The organism is Allobosea sp. TND4EK4 (genome assembly GCF_900156025.1).
Classification (GTDB): Bacteria; Pseudomonadota; Alphaproteobacteria; order Rhizobiales; family Beijerinckiaceae; genus Allobosea.
This window is the reverse complement of record NZ_FTMO01000002.1, coordinates 117931-143386: the sequence shown is the minus strand read 5'-3', so window position 1 is coordinate 143386 and position 25456 is coordinate 117931. Positions and strand designations below refer to the sequence as shown.

The 25456-nt window shown below is 67.0% G+C and carries 17 protein-coding genes; 7 read left to right on the top strand and 10 right to left on the bottom strand.

Annotation, left to right across the window (positions count from 1 at the left end; translation table 11 throughout):
* Positions 1 to 8 precede the first annotated feature (8 nt).
* Together BW981_RS05610 and BW981_RS05605 are read right to left on the bottom strand one after the other, a co-directional pair.
* The gene (locus BW981_RS05610; RefSeq protein ID WP_244560234.1) at positions 9 to 1712 is read right to left on the bottom strand and encodes an aldehyde dehydrogenase; all 1704 of its coding nucleotides are present in this window, start codon (positions 1710 to 1712) and stop codon (positions 9 to 11) included.
* The gene (locus BW981_RS05605; RefSeq protein WP_076437122.1) at positions 1624 to 4554 is read right to left on the bottom strand and encodes an ATP-binding protein; all 2931 of its coding nucleotides are present in this window, start codon (positions 4552 to 4554) and stop codon (positions 1624 to 1626) included. The genes BW981_RS05610 and BW981_RS05605 overlap by 89 nt, the downstream gene beginning before the upstream one ends.
* A gap of 276 nt (positions 4555 to 4830) precedes the next feature.
* On the opposite strand from BW981_RS05605, the gene BW981_RS05600 reads away from it, so the two are divergent.
* Entirely contained in the window at positions 4831 to 5628 is a 798-nt protein-coding gene (locus tag BW981_RS05600; protein ID WP_175624058.1) for a sensor histidine kinase, read from the top strand.
* Positions 5629 to 5968: 340 nt separating this feature from the next.
* Here the strand turns inward: BW981_RS05600 and BW981_RS05595 are convergent, their stop codons facing one another.
* Positions 5969 to 6514 carry an NAD(P)H-dependent oxidoreductase gene (locus BW981_RS05595; RefSeq protein ID WP_076437117.1) on the bottom strand — a complete coding sequence of 182 codons (546 nt, stop codon included), beginning with the start codon at positions 6512 to 6514 and terminating at the stop codon, positions 5969 to 5971.
* An 87-nt stretch (positions 6515 to 6601) separates the two neighbouring features.
* On the opposite strand from BW981_RS05595, the gene BW981_RS05590 reads away from it, so the two are divergent.
* The 3 genes from BW981_RS05590 to BW981_RS05580 all read left to right on the top strand — a co-directional run bounded on the left by BW981_RS05590 (position 6602) and on the right by BW981_RS05580 (position 8557).
* A complete protein-coding gene (locus BW981_RS05590) occupies positions 6602 to 7507 on the top strand; it encodes a LysR family transcriptional regulator (protein WP_076437114.1) in 906 nt (301 codons plus the stop codon).
* Between the two features lie 275 nt (positions 7508 to 7782).
* Positions 7783 to 8253: an MgtC/SapB family protein gene (locus BW981_RS05585; protein ID WP_076437112.1), complete on the top strand. Its 471-nt coding sequence runs from the start codon at positions 7783 to 7785 to the stop codon at positions 8251 to 8253.
* Between the two features lie 55 nt (positions 8254 to 8308).
* Positions 8309 to 8557 carry a hypothetical protein gene (locus BW981_RS05580; protein ID WP_076437110.1) on the top strand — a complete coding sequence of 83 codons (249 nt, stop codon included), beginning with the start codon at positions 8309 to 8311 and terminating at the stop codon, positions 8555 to 8557.
* Between the two features lie 19 nt (positions 8558 to 8576).
* On the opposite strand, the gene BW981_RS05575 is transcribed toward BW981_RS05580, so the two are convergent.
* Entirely contained in the window at positions 8577 to 9965 is a 1389-nt protein-coding gene (locus BW981_RS05575) for a M20 family metallopeptidase (protein ID WP_076437108.1), read from the bottom strand.
* A 293-nt stretch (positions 9966 to 10258) separates the two neighbouring features.
* Between BW981_RS05575 and BW981_RS05570 the strand changes: the two genes are divergently transcribed.
* Positions 10259 to 11659 (top strand): SNF2-related protein, encoded by a 1401-nt coding sequence (locus tag BW981_RS05570; protein WP_076437734.1) that lies wholly within the window; start codon positions 10259 to 10261, stop codon positions 11657 to 11659.
* A 97-nt stretch (positions 11660 to 11756) separates the two neighbouring features.
* Here BW981_RS05570 and malQ read toward each other — a convergent pair whose 3' ends face one another.
* Positions 11757 to 13817: a 4-alpha-glucanotransferase gene (gene malQ / locus BW981_RS05565; RefSeq protein ID WP_076437106.1), complete on the bottom strand. Its 2061-nt coding sequence runs from the start codon at positions 13815 to 13817 to the stop codon at positions 11757 to 11759.
* 76 nt (positions 13818 to 13893) lie between these two features.
* Positions 13894 to 16059, bottom strand: a complete 2166-nt coding sequence (gene glgB / locus BW981_RS05560; protein WP_076437104.1) for a 1,4-alpha-glucan branching protein GlgB — start codon at positions 16057 to 16059, stop codon at positions 13894 to 13896.
* A 230-nt stretch (positions 16060 to 16289) separates the two neighbouring features.
* Between glgB and BW981_RS05555 the strand changes: the two genes are divergently transcribed.
* Entirely contained in the window at positions 16290 to 16559 is a 270-nt protein-coding gene (locus tag BW981_RS05555) for a DUF2934 domain-containing protein (protein ID WP_076437102.1), read from the top strand.
* Between the two features lie 211 nt (positions 16560 to 16770).
* On the opposite strand, the gene glgA is transcribed toward BW981_RS05555, so the two are convergent.
* A complete protein-coding gene (gene glgA, locus BW981_RS05550) occupies positions 16771 to 18285 on the bottom strand; it encodes a glycogen synthase GlgA (RefSeq protein WP_244560233.1) in 1515 nt (504 codons plus the stop codon).
* Between the two features lie 234 nt (positions 18286 to 18519).
* Here glgA and glgX (BW981_RS05545) point away from each other — a divergent pair, with 234 nt between their 5' ends.
* A complete protein-coding gene (gene glgX, locus BW981_RS05545) occupies positions 18520 to 20607 on the top strand; it encodes a glycogen debranching protein GlgX (protein WP_076437098.1) in 2088 nt (695 codons plus the stop codon).
* A gap of 56 nt (positions 20608 to 20663) precedes the next feature.
* Here glgX (BW981_RS05545) and glgX (BW981_RS05540) read toward each other — a convergent pair whose 3' ends face one another.
* From glgX (BW981_RS05540) to BW981_RS22975, 3 genes are all read right to left on the bottom strand, one after another.
* Complete coding sequence (gene glgX / locus BW981_RS05540; RefSeq protein ID WP_076437097.1) at positions 20664 to 22643, bottom strand: glycogen debranching protein GlgX; 1980 nt, start codon at positions 22641 to 22643, stop codon at positions 20664 to 20666.
* Positions 22644 to 22650: 7 nt separating this feature from the next.
* Complete coding sequence (locus tag BW981_RS05535; protein WP_076437095.1) at positions 22651 to 25125, bottom strand: glycogen/starch/alpha-glucan phosphorylase; 2475 nt, start codon at positions 25123 to 25125, stop codon at positions 22651 to 22653.
* A 108-nt stretch (positions 25126 to 25233) separates the two neighbouring features.
* Positions 25234 to 25404: a hypothetical protein gene (locus BW981_RS22975; protein ID WP_175624049.1), complete on the bottom strand. Its 171-nt coding sequence runs from the start codon at positions 25402 to 25404 to the stop codon at positions 25234 to 25236.
* Between the last annotated feature and the right edge of the window lie 52 nt (positions 25405 to 25456).

The window sequence follows — 25456 nt, the reverse complement described above, 5'->3', positions numbered from 1 at the left end:
GGCGCCTTTCAGGCGGGCACCGGCAAGAAGACGGCCTTGGTCTCGAGGAAGGCCACGAGGCCTTCGGGCCCGCCCTCGCGCCCGACGCCGGAGAACTTGCGGCCGCCGAACGGCACGGACGGGGCAAGTTCGACGCCGTTGATGCCGACCTGGCCCGTGCGGACCCGGCAGGCGAGGGCGTAGGCCCGCTCCACATCCCGGCTGTAGATGCTTCCGCTCAATCCGAGCTCGCTGTCGTTCGCGATGCGGACCGCCTCGTCCTCGTTGTCATAACCCTGGATCGTGACGACCGGCCCGAAGACCTCCTCGCGAGCGATCGCCATGTCGGGGGTCACATTCACGAAGACCGTCGGATCGATGAAATGGCCGCGATCGAAACCTCTCGTGCGGCCACCGCCGGTCACGATCTCGGCGCCCTGCCGTATCCCCTCGGCGATGTATCCGAGAACGCGGTCGGCTTGGCGCCGGTTGAGCACCGGCCCGATTTGGGTCTGGGGATCGCGGGGGTCGCCGACGCGAAGCCGGCCGATGATCCCGACATAGGCATTGACAGTCTCGGCAAGGCGCGCGCGCGGAGCGAGGATTCTCGTCTGTGCGAAGCAGATCTGGCCCGAGAACGGCATGGTGAATGGCGCGAGCGCGGCCATCGCCGTAGGCAGGTCAACATCCCCCAGCAGGATCGCCGCCGACTTGCCGCCGAGTTCGAGCGTCGCGCGCGCCATCCGATCTGCCGCGGTGGCCCCGATCTGCCGCCCGGCAGCGACGCTGCCGGTGAAACTGATCTTCTCGACAGCCGGCGATGCAACCAGATACGCGCTTTCCTCACGATCTCCCGTGATGACGTTGACGACCCCGGCCGGAATGCCTGCTTCGTGCGCGCACTCGGCGACGAGGAGACCCTCCAGGGGACTTTCCACCGGCGACTTGAGGATGCAGCTGCAGCCGGCAGCGAGAGCTGCGCCGAGCTTGTGGGCCGTGATCGGGAATGTCGCATTCCACGGCGAGATCAAGGCGGCGACGCCGACCGGCTCGCGGCGAATGCGAGCATGGCCCCTGGCCGTCGGCCGCCGGTCCTCGAAAGCGAAGCTGCCGGCAAGGTCGGCATAGTATGCGTAGCGTGCGAGGCCTGTCCTGACGAGGTTTGCGGCCAGAGAGACCGGCATTCCAACCTGTGCCGTCGAAAGGCGCGTCAGCAGTTCAAAGCGCTTTTCCAGCAGTGCGACGAACCGCTTCAGGTAAACGGAGCGTTCCGGGCCCGTCATGAGGGGCCAGGGGCCCTGATCGAAGGCAGCGCGTGCGGCAGCTATCGCCCGGTCTACATCGCTACGGTCGGCGAGCGGGAGGTCGGCAAGGGCATCTTCGGTCGATGGGTCGATGACCGTGGTGCGCTGGGCCGAATGGCTCGGGATCCATTCTCCGCCGATATAGAAGCGCGAGATGAGGTTTCGGGACAGGTCTTCCTTGATGTCGAGCATGGCAGGTCTCCTTCGTTCATCCCGAAGGCTGCTGCGATCGCGTATCGCGGATGTGTCCGGAAAGAGCCCAAATGTATCGCGTCGTACCGGGGCATGCCTTGCGCGACCTGCCCAGGCGCCGTCGGGTCCTGAGACGTCTCGGTCTGCCTCATGCGAGGTCCGTCGTTCGGGCTGTGCCGATCTGCGAATGTGCTGAGGAGACGAGGCGCCAGATATCGTCCAGCGCACGCATGTCACGCGTATCGCGTCCCTCCGACGGGCTGCGGTGGAGCGGTGCAATCAGCTCGAACGCGTCCGAGAGCCGGCCACGTCCGATCCAGAGCCGGGCGAGATCGCTTGCGCATCTTACCTCCCACGCTCTCGCCCCTTGCTGCCGAGCGCTTGCGAGTGCTTCCAGCAGCAATTCCTCGGACCTACCCGCTCGGCCGCAGGAGGGGTTCGGGATCCTGGATTGCATGCGGAGCAATTCCGGGAGGGCGAAACCATCACCGCCGTTCTTGCAGCGCTCGATGGCCCGCTGGACCAGATCCAGGGCCTCCGAGCCACGTCCGCTCTCAAGGTACCCTTCGACCAGAGCCATTTCGAAGGTCGTTGTCAGCATCTCGTATCGATTGGATTGCAGGCGCGCCAGACTGGTCCGGATTGAGGCGATCGCCTCCTGCGGGTGGCCCATTTTGATGGCGAGCGCTCCCCTCAGACCTTCGAGGGCGGCAATATTGGGCCCGAGCCCGTTCAACTCGCTAGATCTGGAAAATTCGTCAAGCGTGGCAGCCGCTTGATCGAGTTCCTCCATCCACAAGTACAGCGAGACCGCACCCAGCAATGCGATGCAATAGGTCACCGGGTGATCGAGCGCGGCGGCTTCGGAAATCGTCTGCTCGACTTGTTGCCTGGCTTGATCCGGATAACCCTGGAGCCACAGCGTGCGGGAGAGGGCGATGCCGGATCGGTTCCGGTAGTCGAAGCCGTAGTGGAGCGTCCAGCTGCGTCGCGACGGAAGACTGAGGCGCATCGCGTTTTCGAGTTCTGGCCGCGCAAGGGCCTGATTGCCCATGAGATGCTGCGAGACGCCAGCGAGAGAGGCTGCGACCGCAATGGCTTCCGGTCGGTCAATGTCCTTGGCGACCTCGACGGCCTGCTGCGCCCACATCATTGACGACCGGAAGTCTCCAATCCGCTCGAAGAATATCTGAAGGCGAGCCAGCAGCCGCAGTTGCCCCCAGGTGTCAGCCAGGGCTTGCGAGATCGCAAGGGCGCGTCGCAGCGCGACCTCGGCTTCATCGACACTGCCACGGGTGAACATCAGCGTGAGGCCGAGAGCCGCTTGGAGTTCCATCTCGCTTGCCGTGCCGCGATGTCGGTCATCGAGCCTTGCGATCGCCTGCTCACACCAGTCCCGGCACTCGACGAGCAGCGAAAGCGACAGAAGCAGCGGAATGCTCACCGCGGCCAATGGGACGCCGATTTCGAGATCTCCATGCGGCCCGAAACTCCAGGCCAACGCGCTTCTGAGGTTACCGAGTTGGCTGGACCAGCGGGCGGCTCGTTCGAAGCCTTCTTCCGATGCGGGCGCGGCTTGCGTGAGTCCTGCGAGATAGTACGCCGCATGGCGACGCGACGTATCCTGGACGTCCTCGGCTCCGCGAACGCTGTGTTTTTCCTTGGCGAAGGCCCTCGTCATCTCCAGCAATCTGTAGAAATCCGGATGCTTCGATCGATCCGGCACGATCAGCCCTTTGGCGACAAGGTTGTCTACGGCCGCCGCGGCAGCCTGCGTATCAATCCCGCCATCGGCGACGACAAGGCGGGCGGCGTCGACCGGGAACGGCCCCCAGAACACCGACAGTCTCTCAAGCGTCCGCTGCTCGACCTCAGGCAGGAGATCGTAACTCCAATCGAGCGTCGCCTGCAGAGTTTGCTGCCTGGGAACCGCGGTTCGCCGTCCGGACCAGAGCAGGCTGAGGCGTTTGCCCAGATCGGTGAACGTCGCCTCCACGCCGTGCAAGGCCGCCCGCATGGCCGTGAGCTCGATGGGCAGAGCCAGCCCGTCGAGCCGCCGGCACATCTCGGCAATGAGACGAGCCTCGCCGACGCTGGTTTCGAATGCGGCATTGCCGGCCGCTGCCCGCTCAAGGAAGAGTTCGACCGCGGGAAAGCCGGACAGTTCTTCCAGTGTCAAAGCCGTCGCATCTGCAGGACATTGGAGGGGACCGAGCCAGTGAACCTGCTCGTTTCGTGCTCGCAGCGGCTCGCGGCTGGTCGCGAGGATGCTCACCCGTGGCGCCGCCTCCACAATCCGCTCCGCAATTCTCGACACAGCGTCGACGAGGTGCTCGCAATTGTCGATGATCAGCACCAGTTCGCGAGTCTCAATCTGTGCGAGAAGCGCTGCCAGCGGATCCTCGGTCTGAACCAGGATGCCGAGCGCTCCCGCAAATGCCGAGGGGACAAGCGAGGCATCCGCGAAAGATGAGAGGTCAGCGAAACTGACCTCCCATCCCTCGCGCGACAGCCGGTGACCCGTCTCCACCGCAAGCGCCGTCTTGCCCGAGCCGCCGGCGCCGACGATCGTGAGGAGCTTAGGCTCGGCGAGCAAACCGAGAACCAGCTCGATATCCGCCTCTCGGCCGATCAACCGCACTCGCGGCGGCAGAGCTTCCGCACGGCTGAAGGAGGAGAGCCGCGGCGCCCCGGCACGCAGATCTCCCGAGAGTGATGGGCGGGCCTCGCTCGCAACCTGCCCGTTGTTGACCTGACCGACGAAGGCGTAGCCGACCCCGACCTGCGTCGCGATATAGCGTGCTCCGTTTCGGCCGTCCCCCAGGGCCTTTCGCAACCCGGCCATCTGAAACCGGAGGCTGCTTTCCTCCACGACGACATCAGGCCAGACCCGGCTGAGCAATTCCCGCTTGGAGAACACGCGCCCGGGCCGCTCGATGAGTGCAAGCAGGAGGTCGAGCGCTCGCCCACCAATCCCGACGGGACGGCCTTCTTCCGTGAGCAGCCGCGCGCCTGGCGAAAGCCGGAAGGGCCCGAAGGTGATCTGCTCGGGCTCGCGACTCGAAGGTCGAGGCTCCACGCGACACCCTCTCTCGATCTTGGCTGCCTGGGCGAATTGGCTGCCTTGGCGGGCCGGCTGCAGCGAGAACGACCTGCAACATGCCCGGGGAGCCGAGCGACAAGAGAAAGTCTATCATATGATCCGTGCCGCCAACACCGCCCGTCTCGACGCTGCCAAAACTCGCCGCGACGCGGGCCCAAACAGGCGCTGGCAGGAACTAACGACCTCTCACTGGCGATTCGGAGGCCACCGCGCCAGCGTAAGCTCTCATCCGAAAGAATGCGGAGTTCAGAGATGCTGTTCTTGCCGGTTCATTGTCACAACCATGATGTGACGGCTGCCGTTTCGCCAGCTTCCGGGGCAGGCGGATCGATCGCCGCGCGCGCTATCGAGATGGCGAGTGGATGGCTGCGTGGCGGTCGAAAACGCACCGCTGCGAAAGTTGGCGACCCTCGGACATCGACGGAATTGCTGGCGAGCGTCTCGCACGATCTCCTGACCCCGATCACGCGCATGAAGCTCCGTGCCGAGTTGATCAGCGCCTGCGCGGTCCAACAGAAGTTCATGGCCGATCTCGACGAAGTCGACGGGCTCGTCCGCAGCATTCTCGCTTACGCGGCCAGCGCTCATGGCCGGGCGGAGGCGTGCGTTAACGTTGAACTCGCCTCATTGCTGCGTTGCCTGACATTGGATTATCGGGATTCGGGCAAAGACGTCGAATTATCGGATACGTTCCCGGCCGTTGTCCCGACCCAGCCGCGGTCGCTTCGGCGCATCCTGACGAACCTGATCGATAACGCCCTCAAATATGGCGGCGCGGCGGAAATCGCCATGGAGATCGATGAAGGGGCGTCATTGAGCATCCGCGTGCTCGATCGTGGACCGGGGTTGCCGGAAGAACACTTGCGCACCGTCATCAGGCCCTTCGTGCGTCTTGGATCCGGCTCGAATGTCGCGGAAGGGTTGGGGTTGGGGCTCGCGACGGCCAGCAATCTGGCACATGCGCTGAGCGGATCGCTCTCCCTCAGCAATCGCGAAGGAGGCGGCCTGAAGGCAGAACTCCGGCTCCCAGGATATCGCCAACCTTGTTAGCGGCCCTCGAAATACAGAGGCCCAAGACGGGACGTGCCACTTCCGACATTCGTGCTCTGATTGCGAGCCGCTTCGCGATCGCGCCATCGGCGGACCTTGGGCCAGCGCCAGTGGCGGTCGTTCAGGTTGTCGCCGGGCTCCGTCGAGTTTCGACCATGGCTTGGAGGAACTGATCTCAAGCCGAGGCGGCGCGTCCTGGTCGAAGGCTGCGAACTGAGCGGAGCCCGAATGCATCGCGCCCGGCAGCGCGTCAAGCTTGGCCAGGAGCCGACCTCGAAATCAGAGCGCGGCGGACGTTGCGTGGACAGGCCCCGAGACGGGCCTGTCCCTTCGTGAGCCTTCAGCGGCCTGCTGCCGACAGTCGGCCGAGGCGCGAAACATAGTACGCGCCGGCCGCCTGCAGCGCCTGGGTATCCGCGCGCCGGGCGTCGTAGAGGAGGAAGGGCTCCGCCCAGGCCAGCGCACAGCGATGGGCGGTCGCTTCCAACGGCTTTAGTAGATCGCGCAAGGAGAAAAGGTTGGCGCCGTCTGGGGCATAGGCCGCCTCGACGTTGCCGGCGGTCGCCACGATCAGGAGCGGCTTCCCGGCGAGCGTCGCGCCCTCGGCCTCATAGGCCAGGTAGAACATCCGGGTCAGGACAGCGTCTTGCCAGGCCTTGAGCAGCGACGGCGTCGAGTACCACTGCACTGGGAACTGCAGCACGATACGTTCGGCGGCGACGAGCCGGGCGACCTCTGCGTCGGCATCGACGCGCCCATCGGGATAAAGTGCCTGCATGTCGACGATCTCGACCTCCGGCAGAGTGGTGGCGGCGTCGAGAAGGGCACGGTTGGCGCGCGAGCTCGCGAAATGGGGGTGAAACAGCAGGATAAGGGTCTTGGTCATGGCATCCTCCTTCGGGGAACGAGGCGAGGGTGCCTTTCGCGAAAAAATCACTCCAATGGATGATCAATATATCCTAATATCCATACCATGAATTTGCGGTCGTTCGATCTCAACCTGCTCGTGGTGCTCGACGCGCTGCTCGACGAGGCGCACGTCTCGCGCGCGGGAGAGCGAATCGGCCTGTCGCAGCCTGCCATGTCGAGCGCGCTGGAGCGTTGTCGCCATCTCTTCGCGGACAGGCTGCTGGAGCGCGGTGCGGGCGGAATGGTGCTGACCCCGAAGGCGCAGGCGCTTGCCGCCCCGATCAAGGAAGTTCTCGCCGGCATGGCGGCCCTGCTCGACAGGCGCGAGCCGGACCTGGCGACGATCCGCCAGACCGTGCGCGTCGTCATGGCCGATCTGCCAGCCGTCGCCATCGGTCCGGCGCTTCAACGCCGACTTGCGCAGACTGCGCCCGGTATCACGGTCGTGGTAATGCCCTGGCATGGCGCGGCGGCGGCGCTGGACGGGCTCGGGCGCGGGAGCATCGATCTCGCCGTCTCGGTGTTCCCGAAGGTCGATGCCGATTTCACCCGTCGGGAACTGCTTCAGGAGCACTATCGCGTGGCGATGCGGCGGGGCCATCCGGCGGCGGGCGCCTTCGATCTGGACCGCTGGCTCGCCTATCCGCACCTGCTGGTCTCGGGGCGCGGTGACGCGCGCAGCCCGCTCGACGAAGCCCTGGCGTGTATCGGCCGGGCGCGCCATGTCGGCATGGTCGTGCCGAGCTTCATCATGGTGCCGCCGCTGCTGGCAGAATCTGACATGATCGGGCTTCTACCGAGCCGTTGCCTGCCGGAGCGGGTCAGGGGCGAGATCGTCGCCTTCGAGCCGCCGATCACCGTCGAAGGCTTTCCGCTGCACAGTGCCTGGCACAAGCGCCGCGCGGCGGACCCGGCGGTGCAGCATGTCGCGAGGCTGATCGAGGAGCTGGTTGCGGCCCTGCCGGGCTGAGAACGCGATAGCGGCCCCGCCCTATGGCGCTGTTCGCGGCCGTGACGCGCCAATTCCGGAGATTGGCCTTCGCCTGAGGGCAGACCTTGTGAAATCGCCAGCCGTCAGAGGGACGATAGGGTCAGCGAGCGTTGCAGGTGATCTGGACGCTTATGTTGCCGGCCTCATCGGCCAGGTCCGAGGCGAGGGCTTGTCGCGGATGCGAGCGGGGCCACGGCTGGACGGTATGCTCTTGCCGTTTCATGCTCTTGGCGTCGCGATCCGAGGCCGCAAGCATGCATCCGTTTCCAGAAGCCGCCGAGCCCATCCTGCGAGTCGTGCTGGGCCTGGCGTCGGGCCTTGCCATCGGATGGCAGCGCACGGTTCGGCACAAGAGCGTGGGCATCCGGACCTTCGGCATCGTCGGGCTCGGCACGGCGGCGGTCGCCAGCGTGTTCAGCGAGACGCTTTATCCCGATGCGGCGAGCCGGGTCGTGCAGGGCGTGCTGACCGGCATCGGCTTCCTCGGGGCGGGGCTCATCATCCGCCGCCCTGACGATCCCATGCCGCATGGGCTGACGACGGCGGCGGCGATCTGGGTCACGGCCGCGCTGGGCTGCGCGGCCGGGCTCGGCCATTGGCCGGTCGTCGTCACGGCCACGCTGCTGGCGCTGGGGCTGCTCTTCCTCGACCATTCCCTGGAGATGCGTCTGCAGCAGCGGCATCCCTTGCCCGAGAGCGAGAAGGAGCCCCCGAGGGACCCCTGAAACTCCGAGAACCTTCGGCGCGCTGCGGCGTTTCCCTTCAAAGGAGCTCGCCGCCATGATGTCAGACTATACCGCCGCGCCCGACAATACGCCTGCGGTTCCGCAGCCGCCGCCGGAAGCGCCGCCGATGACGCCGGGCAACGTGCCGCCAGCCCCGCCGGTCGAGTCGCCGCCCGACGAGGAACCTCTCGGCATCCCGGCGGAGCCGCCGCCGGAGCTGCCGCCGAACGCGCCTCCGGAAGCCCCGCCGGCGACGCCCATCGACCTGCCGCCCGGCCGCGACCCGCGCCAGCCGCAGGAGTGACGGCTTTCGCCGCGCGATCTCAGAGTGGCGGCGCCTCGCCGCTGCCGATGTCCCAATAAAGCCCTGCCATCGCGGTCAGCCCCTCGCGGGCGATCGTCACGGGCAGGTGCTCGTCCGGGGCATGCTGGGAGCAGCCGGGGTAGGAATGCGGCACCCAGATGGTCCGCAGCTTCAGGACCTCGGCAAAGATGTCGTTGGGGAGAGAGCCGCCGAGATTGGGCAGCAGCGCCGGTTTCTTCTCGGTGCTGCGGGCGATCGACTCGATCGTGAAGCGCACCCAGGCGTCGTCGGGATCGAGCCTTGTCGCACCGAAGCGCTCCGTGCCCGGCATGATGATCTCGACCATCGGGAAGCCCTGACGGTCGAGATGGCGGCGCAGGGCCGGGACGACGTCGCGCGGGTCGATCCCGACGACGAAGCGCAGCGCGCAGCGGGCCCAGGCACTGGGCGGCACGGCGTTGACGGGCGTCTCCGGCACGCCGGATTTCATCGCCAGCACGTCGAAGGAGCACCAGCCGAAGACCTGCTCCGCCGGCGACAGGCCGGGCTCGCCCCAGTTCGGATCGATCACCGGCCCGTCCGGCCCGCCATCGACTTCGCAGTCGGCGACTGCGCGGCGTACCCCCTCCGGCAGTTCCTTCGGCACCCATTCATGGATTCGGATCTGCCCGGTGGGCGAGGTGATCGAGGCGATGGCGTGGGCGAGCTGGATCGCCGGATCGGAGAGCAGGCCGCCCCAGTTGCCGGAATGATGACCGCCCTCGCGGGCAACGATCTGGAGATCGAAGGTGATGACGCCGCGGGCGCCCAAAAAGACCGTGGGGCGTTCCGCGTTGAGGCGCGGGCCGTCGGAGGCGATCAGGATGTCGGCTTTCAGCAACTCCGCTTCGTCCTGGCAGAGCTCGCGCAGGCCGGGCGAGCCGGATTCCTCGCCCATCTCGATCAGGTACTTGGCGTTGAAGCCGAGCTTGCCGCGCGTTTCCAGCACGGCGCGCAGGCCGTTGAGGTTGATCAGATGCTGGCCCTTGTTGTCGACGACGCCGCGCCCGTACCAGCGCCCGTGCTTCTCGACGAGCTTCCAGGGTGAGAGGCCCTCGCTCCACTGCGCATCGAGCCCGCGGATGACGTCGCCATGGCCATAGCCGAGGATCGTCGGCAGGGACGCATCCTCGATCCGCTCGGCGTAGAGGAAAGGGCCCTTGGCCTTCGGGTGGGTGAGGATGCGGCAGGTGAAACCGAGCGATTCGAGCAGGGGCCGCATCTCCTGTTCGAGATACTCGCCGAGGACGGGCGCGCGGTCCGGGTTCTGGCTCTCGCTGGGAATCGCGACGAGGCGGGACAGGTCCGCTTTCATGCGGCCCGAGTCGAAATAATCCTGAGCGTTCGCGATCGCCTGCGCGCGGGTCATGTGTGGTGGTCTCCGAATAGCCAGGTCGGCACAGTGGCGGGGGACGAGTGATCGCGCCAGTGCGGGAATGCTCGGGCTAGCTATGTCCGCTGGACAAGGCGCCTGGTCTCGACCAACAAGACACACAACGATCCGTCACGACGTCATCCCGGGCGAAACGAAGTGAAGACCCGGGATCCATTCCGGACCGTTTCCGATCATGGTTCCGGCATGGATCCCGGATCGACGCCGCCTGCGGCGCCTTGTCCGGGATGACATCGGGGTTCTTCTCGACCGCTTCTGGCAACCGCCTCATGATCTTCAGGCCCCATCCCCACCAGCTCACCGCCCGCGACGCCATTCTTGCGGCGCGCGCCAGGGGGGCCGCCGGTTTCCTGCTCGGCGACCTGACAGGACTCGGCAAGACGCTCTCCGCCTGGCTCGCGCTCTCCGCCATGCCGGAGGAGGAGGTGCTGGTGATCTGCCCCAAGGGGGCGATCCCGCAATGGCGGCGCACGATGACGCTCTCGGGCCTGCCGGCGAAGCGCGTGACGCTGATGAATTTCGAGAAGACCAAGTCGCTGCTCGCCGCGCCCGCCGATTCCAGGAAGCGGTCTGTGCGGGCGAAGAACAACGAGCTGGCGAAGCTCGGTACGCCCAAGCGCGTCTGGCCGCTGGTGGTGATCGACGAGGCCCATCGCATCCGCAACCCGAATTCGCAGCAGGGCCTGGTCTGCCGGCAGATGGCGGCTGCGGCCGATTTCACGCTCTATATGAGCGCGACCGCCGGGCAGTCGCCGCATGAACTGTCCTATCTCGCGCCGCTGCTGGCCAGGGCGGCCGGCATGCCGAGCGCCGATCTCGACGGGTTCCGCGCTCTGATGAAGCGGCTGAAGATGGGCCGCGCGAAGGGGCGGTGGAAGAACTGGAGCTGGGAGCCGAACGAGGCCGACCGCAAGGTCATGGCCGATCTGCTCTATCGCGGCGCCCATGCGATCGGGCTCCGGCGCCGGCCCGAGGAGATCGCCGGTTGGCCGGAGGTGCAGCGGGAACTGGCGCCGATCGCTCTGGATGGCCCGGCACGCAAGCTCTACGAGGCGACCTGGCGCGAGTTCCGCAAGGAGCTGGGGCTGGCAGGCGGCTCCACCCGCAAGCCGCAGGGCTGGGCCGCGGACCTGCGCTTTCGCCAGAAGGCGAGCCTGCTGCGGATCCCCGGCACGGTGGACTTTTGCGACGATCTGCTGGGCAATGACGAGCAGGTCGCGATCTCCGTGGCTTTCCTGGAGACCAGCGCGATGCTCGGCGATGCCTTGCGCGGCCATGGCTGGCGCGTGGGCGAGATCAACGGGGAGCGCTCCGGCACCCAGAACGAGGAGACGCGGATCGCCTTCCAGACGGGGGCTCTCGACGCGGTGATCTTCACGGTGACCGAGTCGATTTCGCTGCATCGCGGGGAGATGCCGGGTGGGGAGCGCGAGCGGGCGCTCGTCATCCACGACATGCGCCATAGCGCCATCCAGCTCCAGCAGATCGAGGGGCGCTGCCACCGTGACGGCCAGCACGCCACCATCTTCTATGCCTATGCCGAGGACACGGTGGAGGAGGCGGTCGCGGGCACCGTCATCCAGCGCATGGCGGCGATGGAGGGCCTCGCCGGCGACGACACGCGCATGCTGGAGGCAATCGCCGAGATCGTGGAAGGGCGGCTGGGCTGAACCTCTCCGTCATTGCGAGCGAAGCGAAGCAATCCAGGGGGCGTCAAGCTCTGCCGCGTCTGGATCGCTTCGCTTCGCTCGCAACGACGGCGAATCTCTAACCCTCGCCGCGCTCCGGCCCCAGATGCGCCAGGCGCTCGCGCACCTTCGCATCGTCCAGCAATTCGCCCGCCTCGCCCTCGAGGCGATGCCGCCAGTTCGGCTTCTCGGTGGTCGTGCCCGGCACGTTCGGCTGCGTGCGGATGGCCAGCGCGTCCTCGATCGCCAGCAGCTTCAGCGTGCAGGGTGATCTGGCGATGTAGCGGATCGCGGCATCGACCACCGGCTCGGTCTCCTCCGGCGCGGGGCGTTCGCCCTGAACCAGGCCCTCGCGCTCCAGCGAGCCCCAGAAGATGCCGCGGTCCCAGGCCCGCTGCTCCTGCAGGGCCTGGGGCTGCTCGCCATCGTCGATATCGGAGCCGGCCCACCAGCCGGCGGTCGGCACGAGATCATGGGTGGTGGTGAGTGCCGCGGCCGCAGGGTCCCAGTCTGCGGGCGGAATATAGCTGTGGTCGTCCCGCTCGAAGCGCAGCACCCGCAGGCCGGCGACGCCTTGGCCGCGGAGATAGCCGCGAAAGCCGTCGGGCAGGATGCCGAGGTCCTCGCCGATGAGGACGGCACGGTGGCGCCAGGATTCGAGCGCGATCAGGCGGAACATCGTTTCCGCGGGGAAGGCGACATAGGCGCCATCGACCGCGCTCGCGCCCTCCGGCACCAGCCAGAGCCGGCTCATGCCCATGACATGGTCGATGCGGATGCCGCCGACATGGCGCAGGCTGGCGCGCAGGGTTTCGATGAAGGGCGCATAGCCTGAGGCTGCGAGGCCGCGCGGGGAGAAGGTGGTGAGTCCCCAGCTCTGCCCCTCGGCTGAATAATAATCGGGCGGGGCGCCGACCGAGAGACCGGTCAACACTTCCTGCTGGCGGCTCCAGGCATGGCTGCCGGAAGCGTCCATGCCGATGGCGAGGTCGGCGATCAGCCCGACCTTCATGCCGCCCTCGCGGCAGATCTGCTGGGCTTGCCCGTAGGACCGGCCGGTGAGCCATTGCAAGAAGATCTGGTACTCGATCTCCTCCGCATGGGCCTCGGCGAAGGCGGCAACCTCGGCGCTGTCCGGGTCGCGATAGACCTCCTGCCAGCCGCGCCAGTGCCAGGCAGCCGGATCGCGCAGCAGCTCGCTGGCATGCAGCACTTCGAAGACGGCATGGCTGCGCAGCAGCGGCGAGGCTTCCGCAAGTGCCTGCTCGAAGGCGGCGCGCTGCGTGGCGAGGGCGTCATGTTCGCGCAGCCTGCGGAAGAGCGCGTGCAGCAGGCGCTGGCGCAAGGGCGACGCGAGCGGCCAGTCGATCAGCGGCTCGGCGGCGAGGGCCTCCATCGTCCCGCCGAGCCCTTCCTCGGCGATCACGGCGGCAACGAAGCCGGGCGGGAAGACCGCCTCCGGATCGGCATGGAGCGGGTTGTAGAACAGCCGCGTCGAGGGCGAATAGGGGCTGAAATGGCTTGGCGAGGCGCCGTAGAGGGCGTGGACCGGGCTGATCGCCAGCGCGTCGGCGCCGAGCCGCGCGGCCTTGCGGCCGAGTGCCGCGACGCCGGCGAAGGTGCCGATCCCGCCATCATGAGGGGAGCGCAGCGAATAGATCTGGGCGGCGAGGCCAAAGCCGGGCCGGCCGTCATTGAGATCGGCGAAGGTGGTGCAGCGCTCGGGAGCGGCGGCGACGGTGACATCGCCATCCGGCAGGTGGACCGTGTGATAGCCGGGAATGTCGAAGCTCGGAAGGGTGAGCATCCCGTTCTGGCTTTCGAGAGCCACGACGAGGCGGCGCTCCCCCGCTTCCAGCGTGATCTCGACCCTGCTGCCGGCCTCGCCCCGTACAGGCAGCACGACGATCTGCCCGATGCGCGTCGTGGTGAAGCGGGCCTCGGCGGCTGCGTTCGCCCTCTGCTCGCCGGCCGCAAGCGCTTCGCGCAATTCGCCTTCGCCATGGGTCTCTAGCCCGAACGCGGCGAGGATGGCCCGCAGGGTGCCTGGCGAGACGCTATGCAGCTTGCCGGCCTGATCGGTCCATTCCGGGGAGATGCCAGCGCGTGTCGCAAGCTGGCGCAGGAGGTCGTCGCTCAACGGTCGTCTCGCTTCAGCTTCGTTGTCAGAATCGCGCCGCCGTTCCGGACCGGCAACGCGCTCATGGAAAACCCGATCACGGCTTGCCGCCTACGCTGTCATGCTCGAGCACGATCAGCGCCAGCGGCGGCAAGGTCAGCGAGAGCGAATGGGCCTGGCCGTGCGAGGCGATGGCCTCGGCGGTCATCTCGCCGGCATTGCCGAGGCCCGAGCCGGAATAGAGCCCGGCATCGCTGTTCAGCCGCTCGCGCCAGAGGCCGGGAGCGGCCACGCCGATGCGGTAGCCTTGGTGCGGCGTCGGCGTCATGTTCGCGACGATCAGGAGCGGGGGCTGGCCGTCTCCGGCCGAGCGGGTGAAGGCGAAGACGGCGTTGACGTTGTCGTCGGCGATGACCCAGTCGAAGCCGTCGGGCGTGTGATCCAGCCGGTGCAGCGCCGGCGTCGCCTTGTAGAGCGCGTTGAGATCGCGCACGAGCTGCATCGTGCCGCGCCGGCGCTCGTCATAAGGGTGCGGCCATGGGAAGGGCGCATCGACCTTCCACTCGTCTTCCTGCCCGAACTCGCAGCCCATGAAGAGCAGCTTCTTGCCGGGATGAGTCCACATCATCGCCAGGCAAAGCCGCAGGTTCGCGAAGCGCTGCCAATCGTCGCCCGGCATGCGGGAGAGCAGCGAGCCTTTGCCGTGCACGACCTCGTCATGCGAGATCGGCAGCATGAAATGCTCGGAGAAGGCGTAGACGAGGCCGAAGGTGACGTCGTCGCCATGCCAGCCGCGATGCACCGGATCGCGCTGGAAGAAGCGCAGCGTGTCGTGCATCCAGCCCATGTTCCACTTGAAGTGGAAGCCGAGCCCGCCGAAATCGACCGGGCGGGTCACGCCCGGCCAGGCGGTCGATTCCTCGGCGATGGTGATCGCCCCGCGCCCGCGCGCTCCAACCAGCGTGTTGAGCTCCTGGAAGAAGGAGATCGCCTCGAAATTCTCCCGCCCGCCGAGATGATTCGGCACCCATTCGCCGTCCTTGCGGCTGTAGTCGCGATAGAGCATCGAGGCGACCGCATCGACGCGCAGCCCGTCGAGATGGAAGGTCTCCAGCCACCACAAGGCCGAGGCGATCAGGAACCCGCGCACCTCGCGTCTTCCGACATTGTAGATCAGCGTGTTCCAGTCGATGTGGAAGCCCTGGCGCGGATCCTCATGCTCGTAGAGCGCCGTGCCGTCGAAGCGGGCGAGGCCGTGCTCGTCGGACGGGAAATGCGCCGGCACCCAGTCGAGGATCACGCCGATTCCGGCGGCATGGCAGCGGTCGACGAAGCGGGCGAAGGCCTCCGGTGAGCCGAGGCGTGAGGTCGGCGCGAAAAGCCCGAGCGGCTGGTAGCCCCAGGAGCCGCCGAACGGATGCTCGGTGATCGGCATGAGCTCGACATGGGTGAAGCCCATATGGTCGAGATAGGGGATCAGGCGATCGACCGCCTCGTCCCAGGAGCCCATCTGGCCCCATTCGGTCCGAAGCCAGGAGCCGACATGGACCTCGTAGACGGAGAGCGGTTCATGGATCGCGTTGCGCTTTTCGCGCTTCGCGACCCAGTCGGAATCCTTCCAGTCGAAGGCCGGTGCGGCCGCGACGACGGAGCCGGTGCGCGGCGGCAGCTCATGTTGCCGGCCGAGCGGATCGGCCTTCCAGGGGAGGCGCTCGCCGCTCGCGGCCGTGATCGCGTATTTATAGACGGCGCCGGGGCCGATGCCGGGGATGAAGAGTTCCCAGATGCCGGGGCCGAGCCGCCGACGCATCGGGTGCCGGCGGGTGTCCCAGCCGTTGAAATCGCCGACGACGGCGAGATGGGAGGCGTTCGGCGCCCAGACGGCGAAGAGCACGCCCTGGATGCCGTCGATGGTGGCGGGATTGGCGCCCAGCCGCGTCGAGAGTTCGAAATGCCGCCCCTCGGCAAAGAGATAGATGTCGTCATCCGACAGCAGCAGGCCGAAGGAATAGGGATCGGCGGCCTCGGTGATACCGTCCGGCCACGAGACGCGCAGCCGGTAAGGTTCGTCCTCCGGCGTGGCGGCTTCGAAGACGCCATTGCCCTGCGTGATCATCGCGACCGCCTCGCGCGTTTCGCCGTCGCCGGTGACGAGCTCGACGTAATGGGCGCCCGGCAGGAAGGCGCGGACGAAGGAGCCGCCCTCATAGGGATGCCGGCCGAGTACGGCGAAGGCATCCGGATGGCGAGCCTCCGCCAGCATCGCAATGTCGTGCGGGGAGAGTATCGGGAGGGCAGGCGACGTCGAGCGCATCAAGGGTCTTTTCAAGAGGGGCGTGCCGCCGAGGCGCGCCTGGTCATGATGCAACGCAGCAGAGCCGGTCGGCGTTCCGGCCGCAAGATGGCGTCAGTTTGGGCTTGCCTGAGCCGGAACCAAGGGCCGATGCTACCGTTATTGGTCCGGGCGGATGCCCTCAAGCTTGGAGAGCCGAGATGAGTCGGGATCAGATTGTCCGCGACACCGCCTATGCGATTTGGGAAGCCGAAGGAAAGCCGCAGGGCCGTGACGCCGAGCATTGGCGCCTTGCAGAGGAGCGCGTTGCAGCGAGCACGGCCGGCGGCCAGGCCACGGCGAAGGCGCCCGTGAAGGGCAAGGCTGCGGCCTCCGCCAAGCCGGAAGCGCGCGAGCCGGCCAAGAAGGCCGCGACCAAGGCGGCGGCTGCGAAGCCGGCCGCAAAGTCTGCCGCCAAGACCAAGGCCTGAGCGCGCCACCGTTGTCATCCCGGGCCAAAAGCCCGGGTTTTGGCGTGATGGCAGGTCGGCTCGGCGCATGCCGCCTTCTCGATCGGATTGCAGCCCGAGGGCCCGGCCGCGGGATTGCGGAGCGGGCTTGTTTCACGCGTGAAATCAGGACGCCGATGGAGCTGCGGGGCAGGACGCCTTGCTCGCAGCTCTTCTGCGCGACGGGCCGTGGTCACGCCGCCAAAGCGCGGGCGTAGACGTCGGCATAGCGGAAGGTGGGCTTGCGCCAGTCGAAGCGCTTGGCCATGGCGTGCTCGCGCATCACGCGGAAGGCTCGCTTGCTGCGAAAGGCTTCGAGCGCGCGCGCGACGGCTCCCGAAAGCCCGGCGCCGGTGAGCGAGGAAAACAGGAAGCCTGAAAGCCCGTCGTCGATCGTGTCGACGAGCCCGCCCGTGCGGTAGGCGATCGGGAGAGCCCCGGAACGCTGCGCATACATCTGGCTCAGTCCGCAGGGCTCGAAGCGCGATGGCATCAGCAGGAAGTCGCTGGCGGCGAACAGGCGGCGGGCCTCGGCATCGTCGAAGCCGATGCGCGCCGCGACCGCGTGCGGATATTGCCGGGCCAGCTTCTCGACGGCGTCCTCGATGCGGGGCTCGCCCCGGCCGGTGACCACGAGCTGGCCGCCGCTGGCGACGATCGTCTCGGCCGCTTCCAGCGAGAGATCGATCCCCTTCTGGTGGACCAGCCGCGACACGATGGAGAAGAGCGGGCCGCGCGATTCCGGCAGCTCGAAGGTCCTGCGGATTTCCGCGGCGTTGCGCCGCTTCCACTGCCGGATGATCTGCTCGGAGGTCTTGCCGCCCTCGATCAGGGCGTTCCAGGAATCGTCGATGCCGTTGACGATGCCGGTCAGGCGGCCTTCGTCCATCCTCATCTTGAGCAGCCCGTCCAGTCCGCAGCCATGCTCGGGGGTGGTGATCTCGTGGGCGTAGGTCTCGCTCACGGTCGTGACATGCGAGCCGTAATAGATCCCGCTCTTCAGGAACGAGACCTTGCCGTGGAACTCGGCGCCGTTGACGTTGAAGGCGAGGTCCGGGATACCCAGCGCCGCCATGCGCTGCGGCTGGTAGAGCCCCTGATAGGCGAGGTTGTGGATCGTCAGGATCGACGGCGTCGCCAGCCCCTTCCAGCGCAGATAGCCGGCAGCCAGGGCCGAGGGCCAGTCGTTGACGTGGAGGATGTCCGGCTTCCAGTTCGGGTCGGCTTCGCCGGCAGCGATTTCGGCTGCGGCGAGCGACAGGCGGGCGAAGCGGATGTCGTTGTCGCCGAAATCGCCCCCCGCGAACGGGCCGTAGGGCGAACCCTCGCGGTCGTAGAGCTCGTCACAGAGCACTGCGTAGATCGTCAGGCCGTCGGCCGTCGCGAAACGGCCGAGCGACCAGGCCGGGAGGCTCGCGGTGCGCGGCATCTGCCGTACGATGTCCATCGCGGGCCTTGCCTGGCGCACCTGGCGGAAGCCGGGGAGCAGGACACGAACGTCGCAGAAAGCCCGCAACTGGCGGGGCAGAGCGGTCGAGACCTCGCCCAGGCCGCCAGCCTTGATGAAGTCGCCCATCTCCGAGGTGACGAAGAGCAGCTTGGTCGTCGCGGGAATGGGGGAGGGCCTGTCGTAAGGATCGTCCTTGACGGCCGGCGCATAAGTCAGGGCATGACCTGAGGTGGACGAGACACCTTCGGCGCCAGCCAACTTCAACACCTCGGCCATCGTAACGCCCCCGGACCCGCCAGAACGTCAACGTCCACGCCGCCCACCGGTTCCATGCTGCGGCGCGAAAATTTCATGCAAGTTCGAGGCCGATATCCGGAACGTTCGGCAACGCGTCACGTTCCTGCCTTCGCGACGAAACATGGCGGCTGGATATGACGGCGGTATTGCATCGGCAACCGTTCGTCCGCGTCAGCAGGGTTACAGGGGTCAAGAATGGCTGACGGACAGGCGAAGCAGTTCGAGGTGCGTGCGGGTCAGGCGACGGAGCTCGGGGCGGTGCATGACGGGGAGGGCACCAATTTCGCGCTGTTCTCCGCCCATGCGGAGCGTGTCGAGCTCTGCCTCTTCGACGAAAGCGGGCAGAACGAGACGGCACGGATCACGCTTCCGGAATATACCGACGAGGTCTTTCACGGGTATCTGCCGGGCGTGAAGCCCGGCCAACGCTACGGCTATCGTGTCCATGGCCGCTTCGCGCCGGAGGAAGGCCACAGGTTCAACGCCAACAAGCTCCTGCTCGACCCCTATGCCCGCGAATTCGCCGGGCAGGTCCTGTGGAACGAGGCGCATTACGGCTACGACGTCAACGCCGATGCCGACGAGGACCTGACCTTCAGCGAACTCGACAGCGCGCCCTTCATGCCGAAATGCGTCGTCGTCGACTGGGCGGCGGATGCGGCGGCGCCGGCCAAGCCTGCCGTTCCGTGGGATCGGACGATCTTCTACGAAACGCATGTGCGCGGCTTCACCAAGCTGCATCCGGCGGTGCCGCAGGATATGCGCGGGACCTTCGACGGGCTCGGCGAGCAGGCGATCATCGACTACATCAAGAGCCTCGGCGTCACCTCGGTGGAGCTTCTGCCGGTCCATGCCTATCTCGACGACCACCACCTCGCCGCCAGGAACCTGACGAATTACTGGGGCTACAACACGATCGGCTTTTTCGCGCCGATGCAGCGCTACGAGGGCAAGGCGCACCTCTCCTCCTTCCGCGACATGGTGCGCAAGTTCCATGATGCCGGGCTCGAGGTCATTCTCGACGTGGTCTACAACCACACCGCCGAAGGCAACGAGATGGGGCCGACGCTCTCCTTCAAGGGCATCGACAACTTCGCCTATTACCGGACGATGCCGGAGGAGCCGCGCTTCTACATCAACGACACCGGCACCGGGAACACGGTCAACACCAGCCATCCCCGCGTGCTGCAGATGGTGATGGATTCGCTGCGCTACTGGACGCAGGTGATGGAGGTGGACGGTTTCCGCTTCGATCTCGGCACCATCCTCGGGCGCGAACCGCATGGCTTCGACCAGCGCGGGGGCTTCTTCGATGCGATCGGCCAGGACCCGGTCCTGCGCAAGGTCAAGCTCGTCGGGGAGCCCTGGGACATCGGGCCGGGCGGGTATCAGGTCGGCGGCTTCCCCCCCGGCTGGGCCGAGTGGAACGACAAGTATCGCGACACGATCCGCGGCTACTGGAAGGGCGAGGAGGGCATGGTCCGCGATCTGGCCGCCCGCATCACCGGCTCGGGTGACATCTACGACCAGCGCGGGCGCCGGCCATGGTCAGGCGTGAACTTCCTCACCGCCCATGACGGCTTCACGCTCCACGATCTCGTCTCGTACAACGAGAAGCACAACGAGGCGAATGGCGAGGACAACAAGGACGGCCACGGGCACAATTTGTCCTTCAACTACGGCGCCGAGGGGCCGACCGAGGACGAGGGCATCATCGCCGTTCGCGAACGGCAGAAGCGCAACATGCTGGCGACGCTGCTGCTCTCGCACGGCACGCCGATGCTGCTCGCCGGCGACGAGCACGGCCACTCGAACCGCGGCAACAACAACGTCTACTGCCAGGACAACGAGATCGCCTGGATGCGCTGGGAGGAGCTGACCAGGCGCGACAAGGCGCTGACCGGCTTCGTCCAGCGCGTGGCGCAGCTGCGCGCCGAGCATCCGATCTTCCGCCGCGCTTCCTTCCGCGACGGCTGCGTCCTGCGCTGGGTCAATCCGGCCGGCGGCGACCAGCAGGAGGAGCATTGGGACGACGAGGGCCTGCGCTCCATCGGTCTCCTGATGCACATGCCCGATGTGGAAGAGGGGGGCGACGAAGCCCTGATCCTGTTCAACAGCTTCGACGGGGCCGTCGTGTTCAAGATCCCGCCGCGGGTGAAGGCAGGCTCCTGGTCGGTCGTGCTCGACACCGAGACCGGGCCGGATTCCGACGAGGGCCGCAAGGGCCTGAAGGCGGATCAGGAAATCACGCTCGCCCCGCGCTCGCTGATCGTCCTGATGTAACGGCGCGTCTGTCATTCCGAGGCATGCCTAAGGCATGAACCGGGAATGACAGACGCCTAGACCTTCCGCCAGATGCCCGCGCTTCGTGCGGGCATCTCGCCGTCGGCGCCTTCCGTTGACGGAATGAGCCTCTCCCACCGCCCGCCGGGCAGCCGCAGCGGCACGGTTTCGCGCGCGCGATTGAGAGCGATCAGCAGGCTCTCGCCATCGCCGCTGAGATGAAGGCAGAGCGCATCCAGCCCGCTCCATTCCGCATCCTCGATGCGGCTTCCATCGGGCTTCAGCCACACGGCGTCGGGCGGGTCGCCCGCGCCCGTCAGAAAATTGTCGAGGCTCAGCAGCGGATGCTCACGCCGCAGCCGGGCGAGCTCCGCGACGAAGGCGATCAGCTTCTCATCCGCATGCTCCCAATCCAGCCAGAATGCGGCATTGTCCTGGGCATAGGCGTTGTTGTTGCCATGTTGCGTCCGGCCGAATTCGTCGCCGGCCGTCAGCATCGGAATGCCCCGCGAGAGGAAAAGCGTGGCCAGCAGAGCGCGGATGTCGCGGGCGCGGGCGGCGAGGATGTCGGGGTCGTCGCTCAGCCCTTCGGTGCCGTTGTTCCAGCTGTGGTTGTCGTTCTCGCCGTCGCGATTGTCTTCGCCGTTCGCCTCGTTGTGCTTGGCCGCGAAGCAGGCGAGATCGGCGAGCGGAAAACCGTCATGGGCCGCGATGTAGTTGAGGCTCGCCCGCGGCCCGCGATGGTCCGCTGCGAACAGGTCGGAGGAGCCCGCCAGCCGTGTCGCCAGCGCGCCGGCCATCCCGCCATCGCCACGCCAGAAGCGGCGGACATCGTCGCGGTAGCGGCCGTTCCATTCGGCGAAGGGTGCGGGGAAGCGCCCCAGCTGGTAGCCGCCGGGGCCGACATCCCAGGGTTCGGCGATCAGGATCGCCTGCGACAGGTCCGGGTCCTGCAGCATTGCGCAGAGCAGCGGCGCATCGGGCGTGAAGCCCTGCTCGTTGCGGCCCATCACCGTGCCGAGATCGAAACGGAAGCCGGCGGCTCCCAGCCTGCGCCAATAGCGCAGCGCATCCATCGCCATCCGCACCGCCGGAGCGCGGTCGAGCGCCAAAGTGTGGCCGCAGCCGGTATCGTTGACCAGCCGGCCGGGATCGTCGGCGGCGTGGCGGTAGTAGACGGCGTTGTCGAGCCCACGCAGGCAGATCGTGGCGCCGAACTCGTCGCTTTCGGCCGTGTGATTGAAGACCATGTCGAGGATCACACCGATGCCGGCTTCGGCGTAAGCCTTGCAGAGCTTCGCGAGATCGGCCCGGCCGCCCGGCGCCAGGCGCGGATCGAGCGCGAAAAAATTGACGGGGTTGTAGCCCCAGGCATTGGCGAGGCCGAGCGGAGGCAGGTGGCGCTCGTCCATCCAGGCCGCGAGGGGCAGCAGTTCGACATGGCTGACGCCGAGGCGCTGGAGATGCGCGACGATGGCAGGTTCGGTCAGCGCGGCCAGCGTTCCGCGCAGACGCTCCGGCACCTCCGGATGGCGCATGGTGAAGGATTTGACCGCGAGCTCGTAGATGAAGGCCGGGTTTTCCCCGGCGCCCTCCGTCCCGGCCGGGGCCGGGGGGAGCAAAGGAGCGCCGAGCCTGCCTTCGACCACGCAACGCGGCGCCAGATCGGCGGTGTCTTCTCCGAACTGTGCCAGGCGAGGGTCCCAGCGGAAGGGCCGGTCGATCCGCGTCGCGTAAGGGTCGATCAGCAGCTTGGACAGGTCGAAGCGATGGCCGCGATCGGGCTGAAACGGGCCCTCGACGCGCAGGCCGTAATGCAGGCCCGCCCCAGCTCCGGGCAGAAACCCATGATGGATATCGCCGCTGCGGCAAGGCAGCGGCAGGCGCGCGACCTCGTGCTCGCCACCCGCGTCGAAGAGGCAGACCGAAACCCGCTCGCCATGGCGCGAGAAGACGGCGAAGGCGATCCCGTCTTCGGTCACCGTCGCGCCCATCCCTGCCGGCAGCGGGCAGGGAGCGATGGCGGGAGCCCTCATCGCCTGCTCAAAGTTGCGCGGCGGGCTTCAGCGGCACGTTCCAGATGCGCTCGGCATATTCGCGGATGGCGCGGTCGGCGCTGAACCAGGCGCAATGGGCGGTGTTGGTCACCGACATGCGCCACCACGTCGCCGGGTCCGCCCAGAGCCCGTCGATGCGCCGCTGCGCCTGGCGATAGCTCTCGAAATCGTTGAGCACCATGAACCAGTCGTTCGCCCGCAACCCGTCGACAAGGCCGGCATAGCGGCCGCGCTCGCCCGGCGAATAGGCGCCGCCCGCCACCGCGTCGAGCACGCCCTCGAGATGCGGCGCGTCGCGGATGACATCGGCGGTTGGGCGCGGGTTGCGCTTGGCGGCTTCGACCTGTTCGGCCGTCATGCCGAAAATGACGATGTTCTCTTCGCCGACGCGCTCGCCGATCTCGATATTGGCGCCGTCGAGCGTGCCGATCGTGACCGCGCCGTTGAGCGCGAATTTCATGTTGCCGGTGCCTGACGCTTCCATGCCGGCGGTCGAGATCTGTTCGGAGAGGTCGGCGGCCGGGATGATCGTCTCTGCCAGGCTGACATTGTAGTTCGGCAGGAACACCACCTTCAGCCGGTCGCGGGTGGTGATGTCGTTGTTCACGACGGCTGCGACGTCATTGATCAGGTTGATGATGGACTTGGCCGTCGCGTAGTTCGAGGCTGCCTTGCCGGCGAAGATCTTCACCCGCGGCGCCCAGTCCCGATAGGGCTCGGAGCGGATGGCGTCGTAGAGCGCGATCGTCTCGAGGATGTTGAGGAGCTGGCGCTTGTATTCGTGGATGCGCTTGATCTGGACGTCGAAGAGCGCGTTCGGATCGACCGTGACGCCGCAATCCTGACGGATGACCTTGGCGAGGCGCTCCTTGTTGGCGCGGCGGATGGCGCGCAGCCTGTCATGCAGCCCGGTGTCGCCGGCATGGGCGCCCAGCCGGCGGATCAGGCCGATATCGTCGGTGACGGCCTCGCCGCAGGTCTCCTGCAGCAGCGAGGTCAGCCCGGGATTGGCGCTGAACAGCCAGCGCCGCTCGGTGATGCCGTTGGTGACGTTGGTGATGCGATCGGGGAAGACCGCGTGGAGCGGGGCGAAGACCGTCTCCTTCATCAGGCTCGAATGCAGCGCCGAGACGCCATTCACCTTGTGCGAGCCGACGAAGGCGAGATGCGCCATCCGCACGCGCCGCCCATGGCTCTCGTCGATGAGCGAGAGGGTCGCCAGATCGGCTTCCGGATTGTCGCGCCTGACGTCGTTGAGGAAGCGCGCATTGATGCCGAAGATGATCTGCATGTGCCGCGGCAGCAGGCGCTCCATCAGCGCGACCGGCCAGGTCTCCAGCGCCTCCGGCAGGAGGGTGTGGTTGGTGTAGGAGATCGTGGCGCTGGTGATCGCCCACGCCGCCTCCCACTCCATCTTGTGCTGGTCGATCAGGAGCCGCATCAGCTCGGCGACGGCCAGCGAGGGGTGGGTGTCGTTGAGCTGGATCGAGACCTTGTCGGACAGGTTCTCCAGCGTGCCGAACTGGCGGTAGTGGCGCCGAACGAGATCCTGCAGCGAAGCCGAGGTGAAGAAGAACTCCTGCCGCAGGCGCAATTCCTGCCCCGCCGGTGTCGAATCGTTGGGGTAGAGCACCTTGGAGATGGCCTCGGCGCGGTTGCGCTCGGCGACGGCCCCGATGATGTCGCCCTGGTTGAAGGCGTCGAGCGAGAGCGGGTGCATGGCGCGGGCGCGCCAGAGCCTCAGCGTCGTCGCGTCGCGGCCGCGCCAGCCGACGATCGGCGTGTCGTAGGCCACGGCGAAGACAGTCTCCTCCGGTGCCCAGAAGACCTCGCCCGGCATCGTCGTGCCGGTGACGGAGCCGCCGAAGCCGATGCGGTAGGAGGCCTCGCGGCGCTCGAACTCCCAGGGGTTGCGGAAGGAGAGCCAATCCTCGGGCACCTCGATCTGCTTGCCACCGTCGATGCGCTGCTTGAACAGGCCGTGATCGTAGCGGATGCCGTAGCCCAGCGCCGGAACGCCGGTGGTGGCCATCGCCTCCATGTAGCAGGCGGCGAGCCGCCCCAGGCCGCCATTGCCGAGCGCGGCATCGGGCTCGATCGTCTCGATCCGGTCCAGATCGACGCCCAGCTCGCGCATCGCCTGCGCCATCGCACCGGTGAGGCCGAGATTGTTCAGTGTCTCGGCCAGCGAGCGCCCGATCAGGAATTCAAGCGAGAGATAATAGACCCGCTTGCGGCCAGTCGCGTAGCTTTCCTTGGTCGTCCCCTGCCAGACATCGATCGCGTGATCGCGCGCGGCGAGAATACCGGCGGTCAGCCAGTCATGCGGCTGTGCCACCGACGGGTTCTTGCCGAGCGAATAGGTCAGCTTGCGCAGGATTTCCGTCTTCAGCCGTTCGACCTGGTCGTCAGGCTCGAAGTGGACGGCGGGCTTGGAGCTGGCGACGGCGTGGTCGGACAAGGCGGGCGTTCCCTGCGGTTGCGGCCGGCGGGACTGTCGAGCGATCGAGCGCGCAAGTCCAGATCAAACTGCCCATATTGCGAATTCGGGTCCCGGCCGGCTGTACCCTCAGTCGCGGACTTCGGTGCGGGCCCGCTCGCCGAGGTTCCGCGCGCCTTCGACCGAGGAATCGGTCAGCCGGACGATGCTGTTCCAGGCCTCGCGCGTGTAGGCGCCCTGATGGACCACGGCGTCATAACCGACCACGAGCACGAGGATCACGAGCAGCAGGCGGAACAAGATTTTCTCCTTCGGGTCTCGCGAGCAACGCGGTTCCAGCGGCGGAGTTCCG

What these genes read in the sequence shown, in the direction of transcription:
- BW981_RS05600 (WP_175624058.1), top strand. Translation starts at nt 4,831, where the DNA reads ATGCTGTTCTTGCCGGTTCATTGTCACAACCATGATGTGACGGCTGCC.
- BW981_RS05595 (WP_076437117.1), bottom strand. Translation starts at nt 6,514, where the DNA reads ATGACCAAGACCCTTATCCTGCTGTTTCACCCCCATTTCGCGAGCTCG.
- BW981_RS05590 (WP_076437114.1), top strand. Translation starts at nt 6,602, where the DNA reads ATGAATTTGCGGTCGTTCGATCTCAACCTGCTCGTGGTGCTCGACGCG.
- BW981_RS05585 (WP_076437112.1), top strand. Translation starts at nt 7,783, where the DNA reads ATGCATCCGTTTCCAGAAGCCGCCGAGCCCATCCTGCGAGTCGTGCTG.
- BW981_RS05580 (WP_076437110.1), top strand. Translation starts at nt 8,309, where the DNA reads ATGATGTCAGACTATACCGCCGCGCCCGACAATACGCCTGCGGTTCCG.
- BW981_RS05575 (WP_076437108.1), bottom strand. Translation starts at nt 9,965, where the DNA reads ATGACCCGCGCGCAGGCGATCGCGAACGCTCAGGATTATTTCGACTCG.
- BW981_RS05570 (WP_076437734.1), top strand. Translation starts at nt 10,259, where the DNA reads ATGATCTTCAGGCCCCATCCCCACCAGCTCACCGCCCGCGACGCCATT.
- glgB (WP_076437104.1), bottom strand. Translation starts at nt 16,059, where the DNA reads ATGCTGGCGGAGGCTCGCCATCCGGATGCCTTCGCCGTACTCGGCCGG.
- BW981_RS05555 (WP_076437102.1), top strand. Translation starts at nt 16,290, where the DNA reads ATGAGTCGGGATCAGATTGTCCGCGACACCGCCTATGCGATTTGGGAA.
- glgX (WP_076437098.1), top strand. Translation starts at nt 18,520, where the DNA reads ATGGCTGACGGACAGGCGAAGCAGTTCGAGGTGCGTGCGGGTCAGGCG.
- glgX (WP_076437097.1), bottom strand. Translation starts at nt 22,643, where the DNA reads ATGAGGGCTCCCGCCATCGCTCCCTGCCCGCTGCCGGCAGGGATGGGC.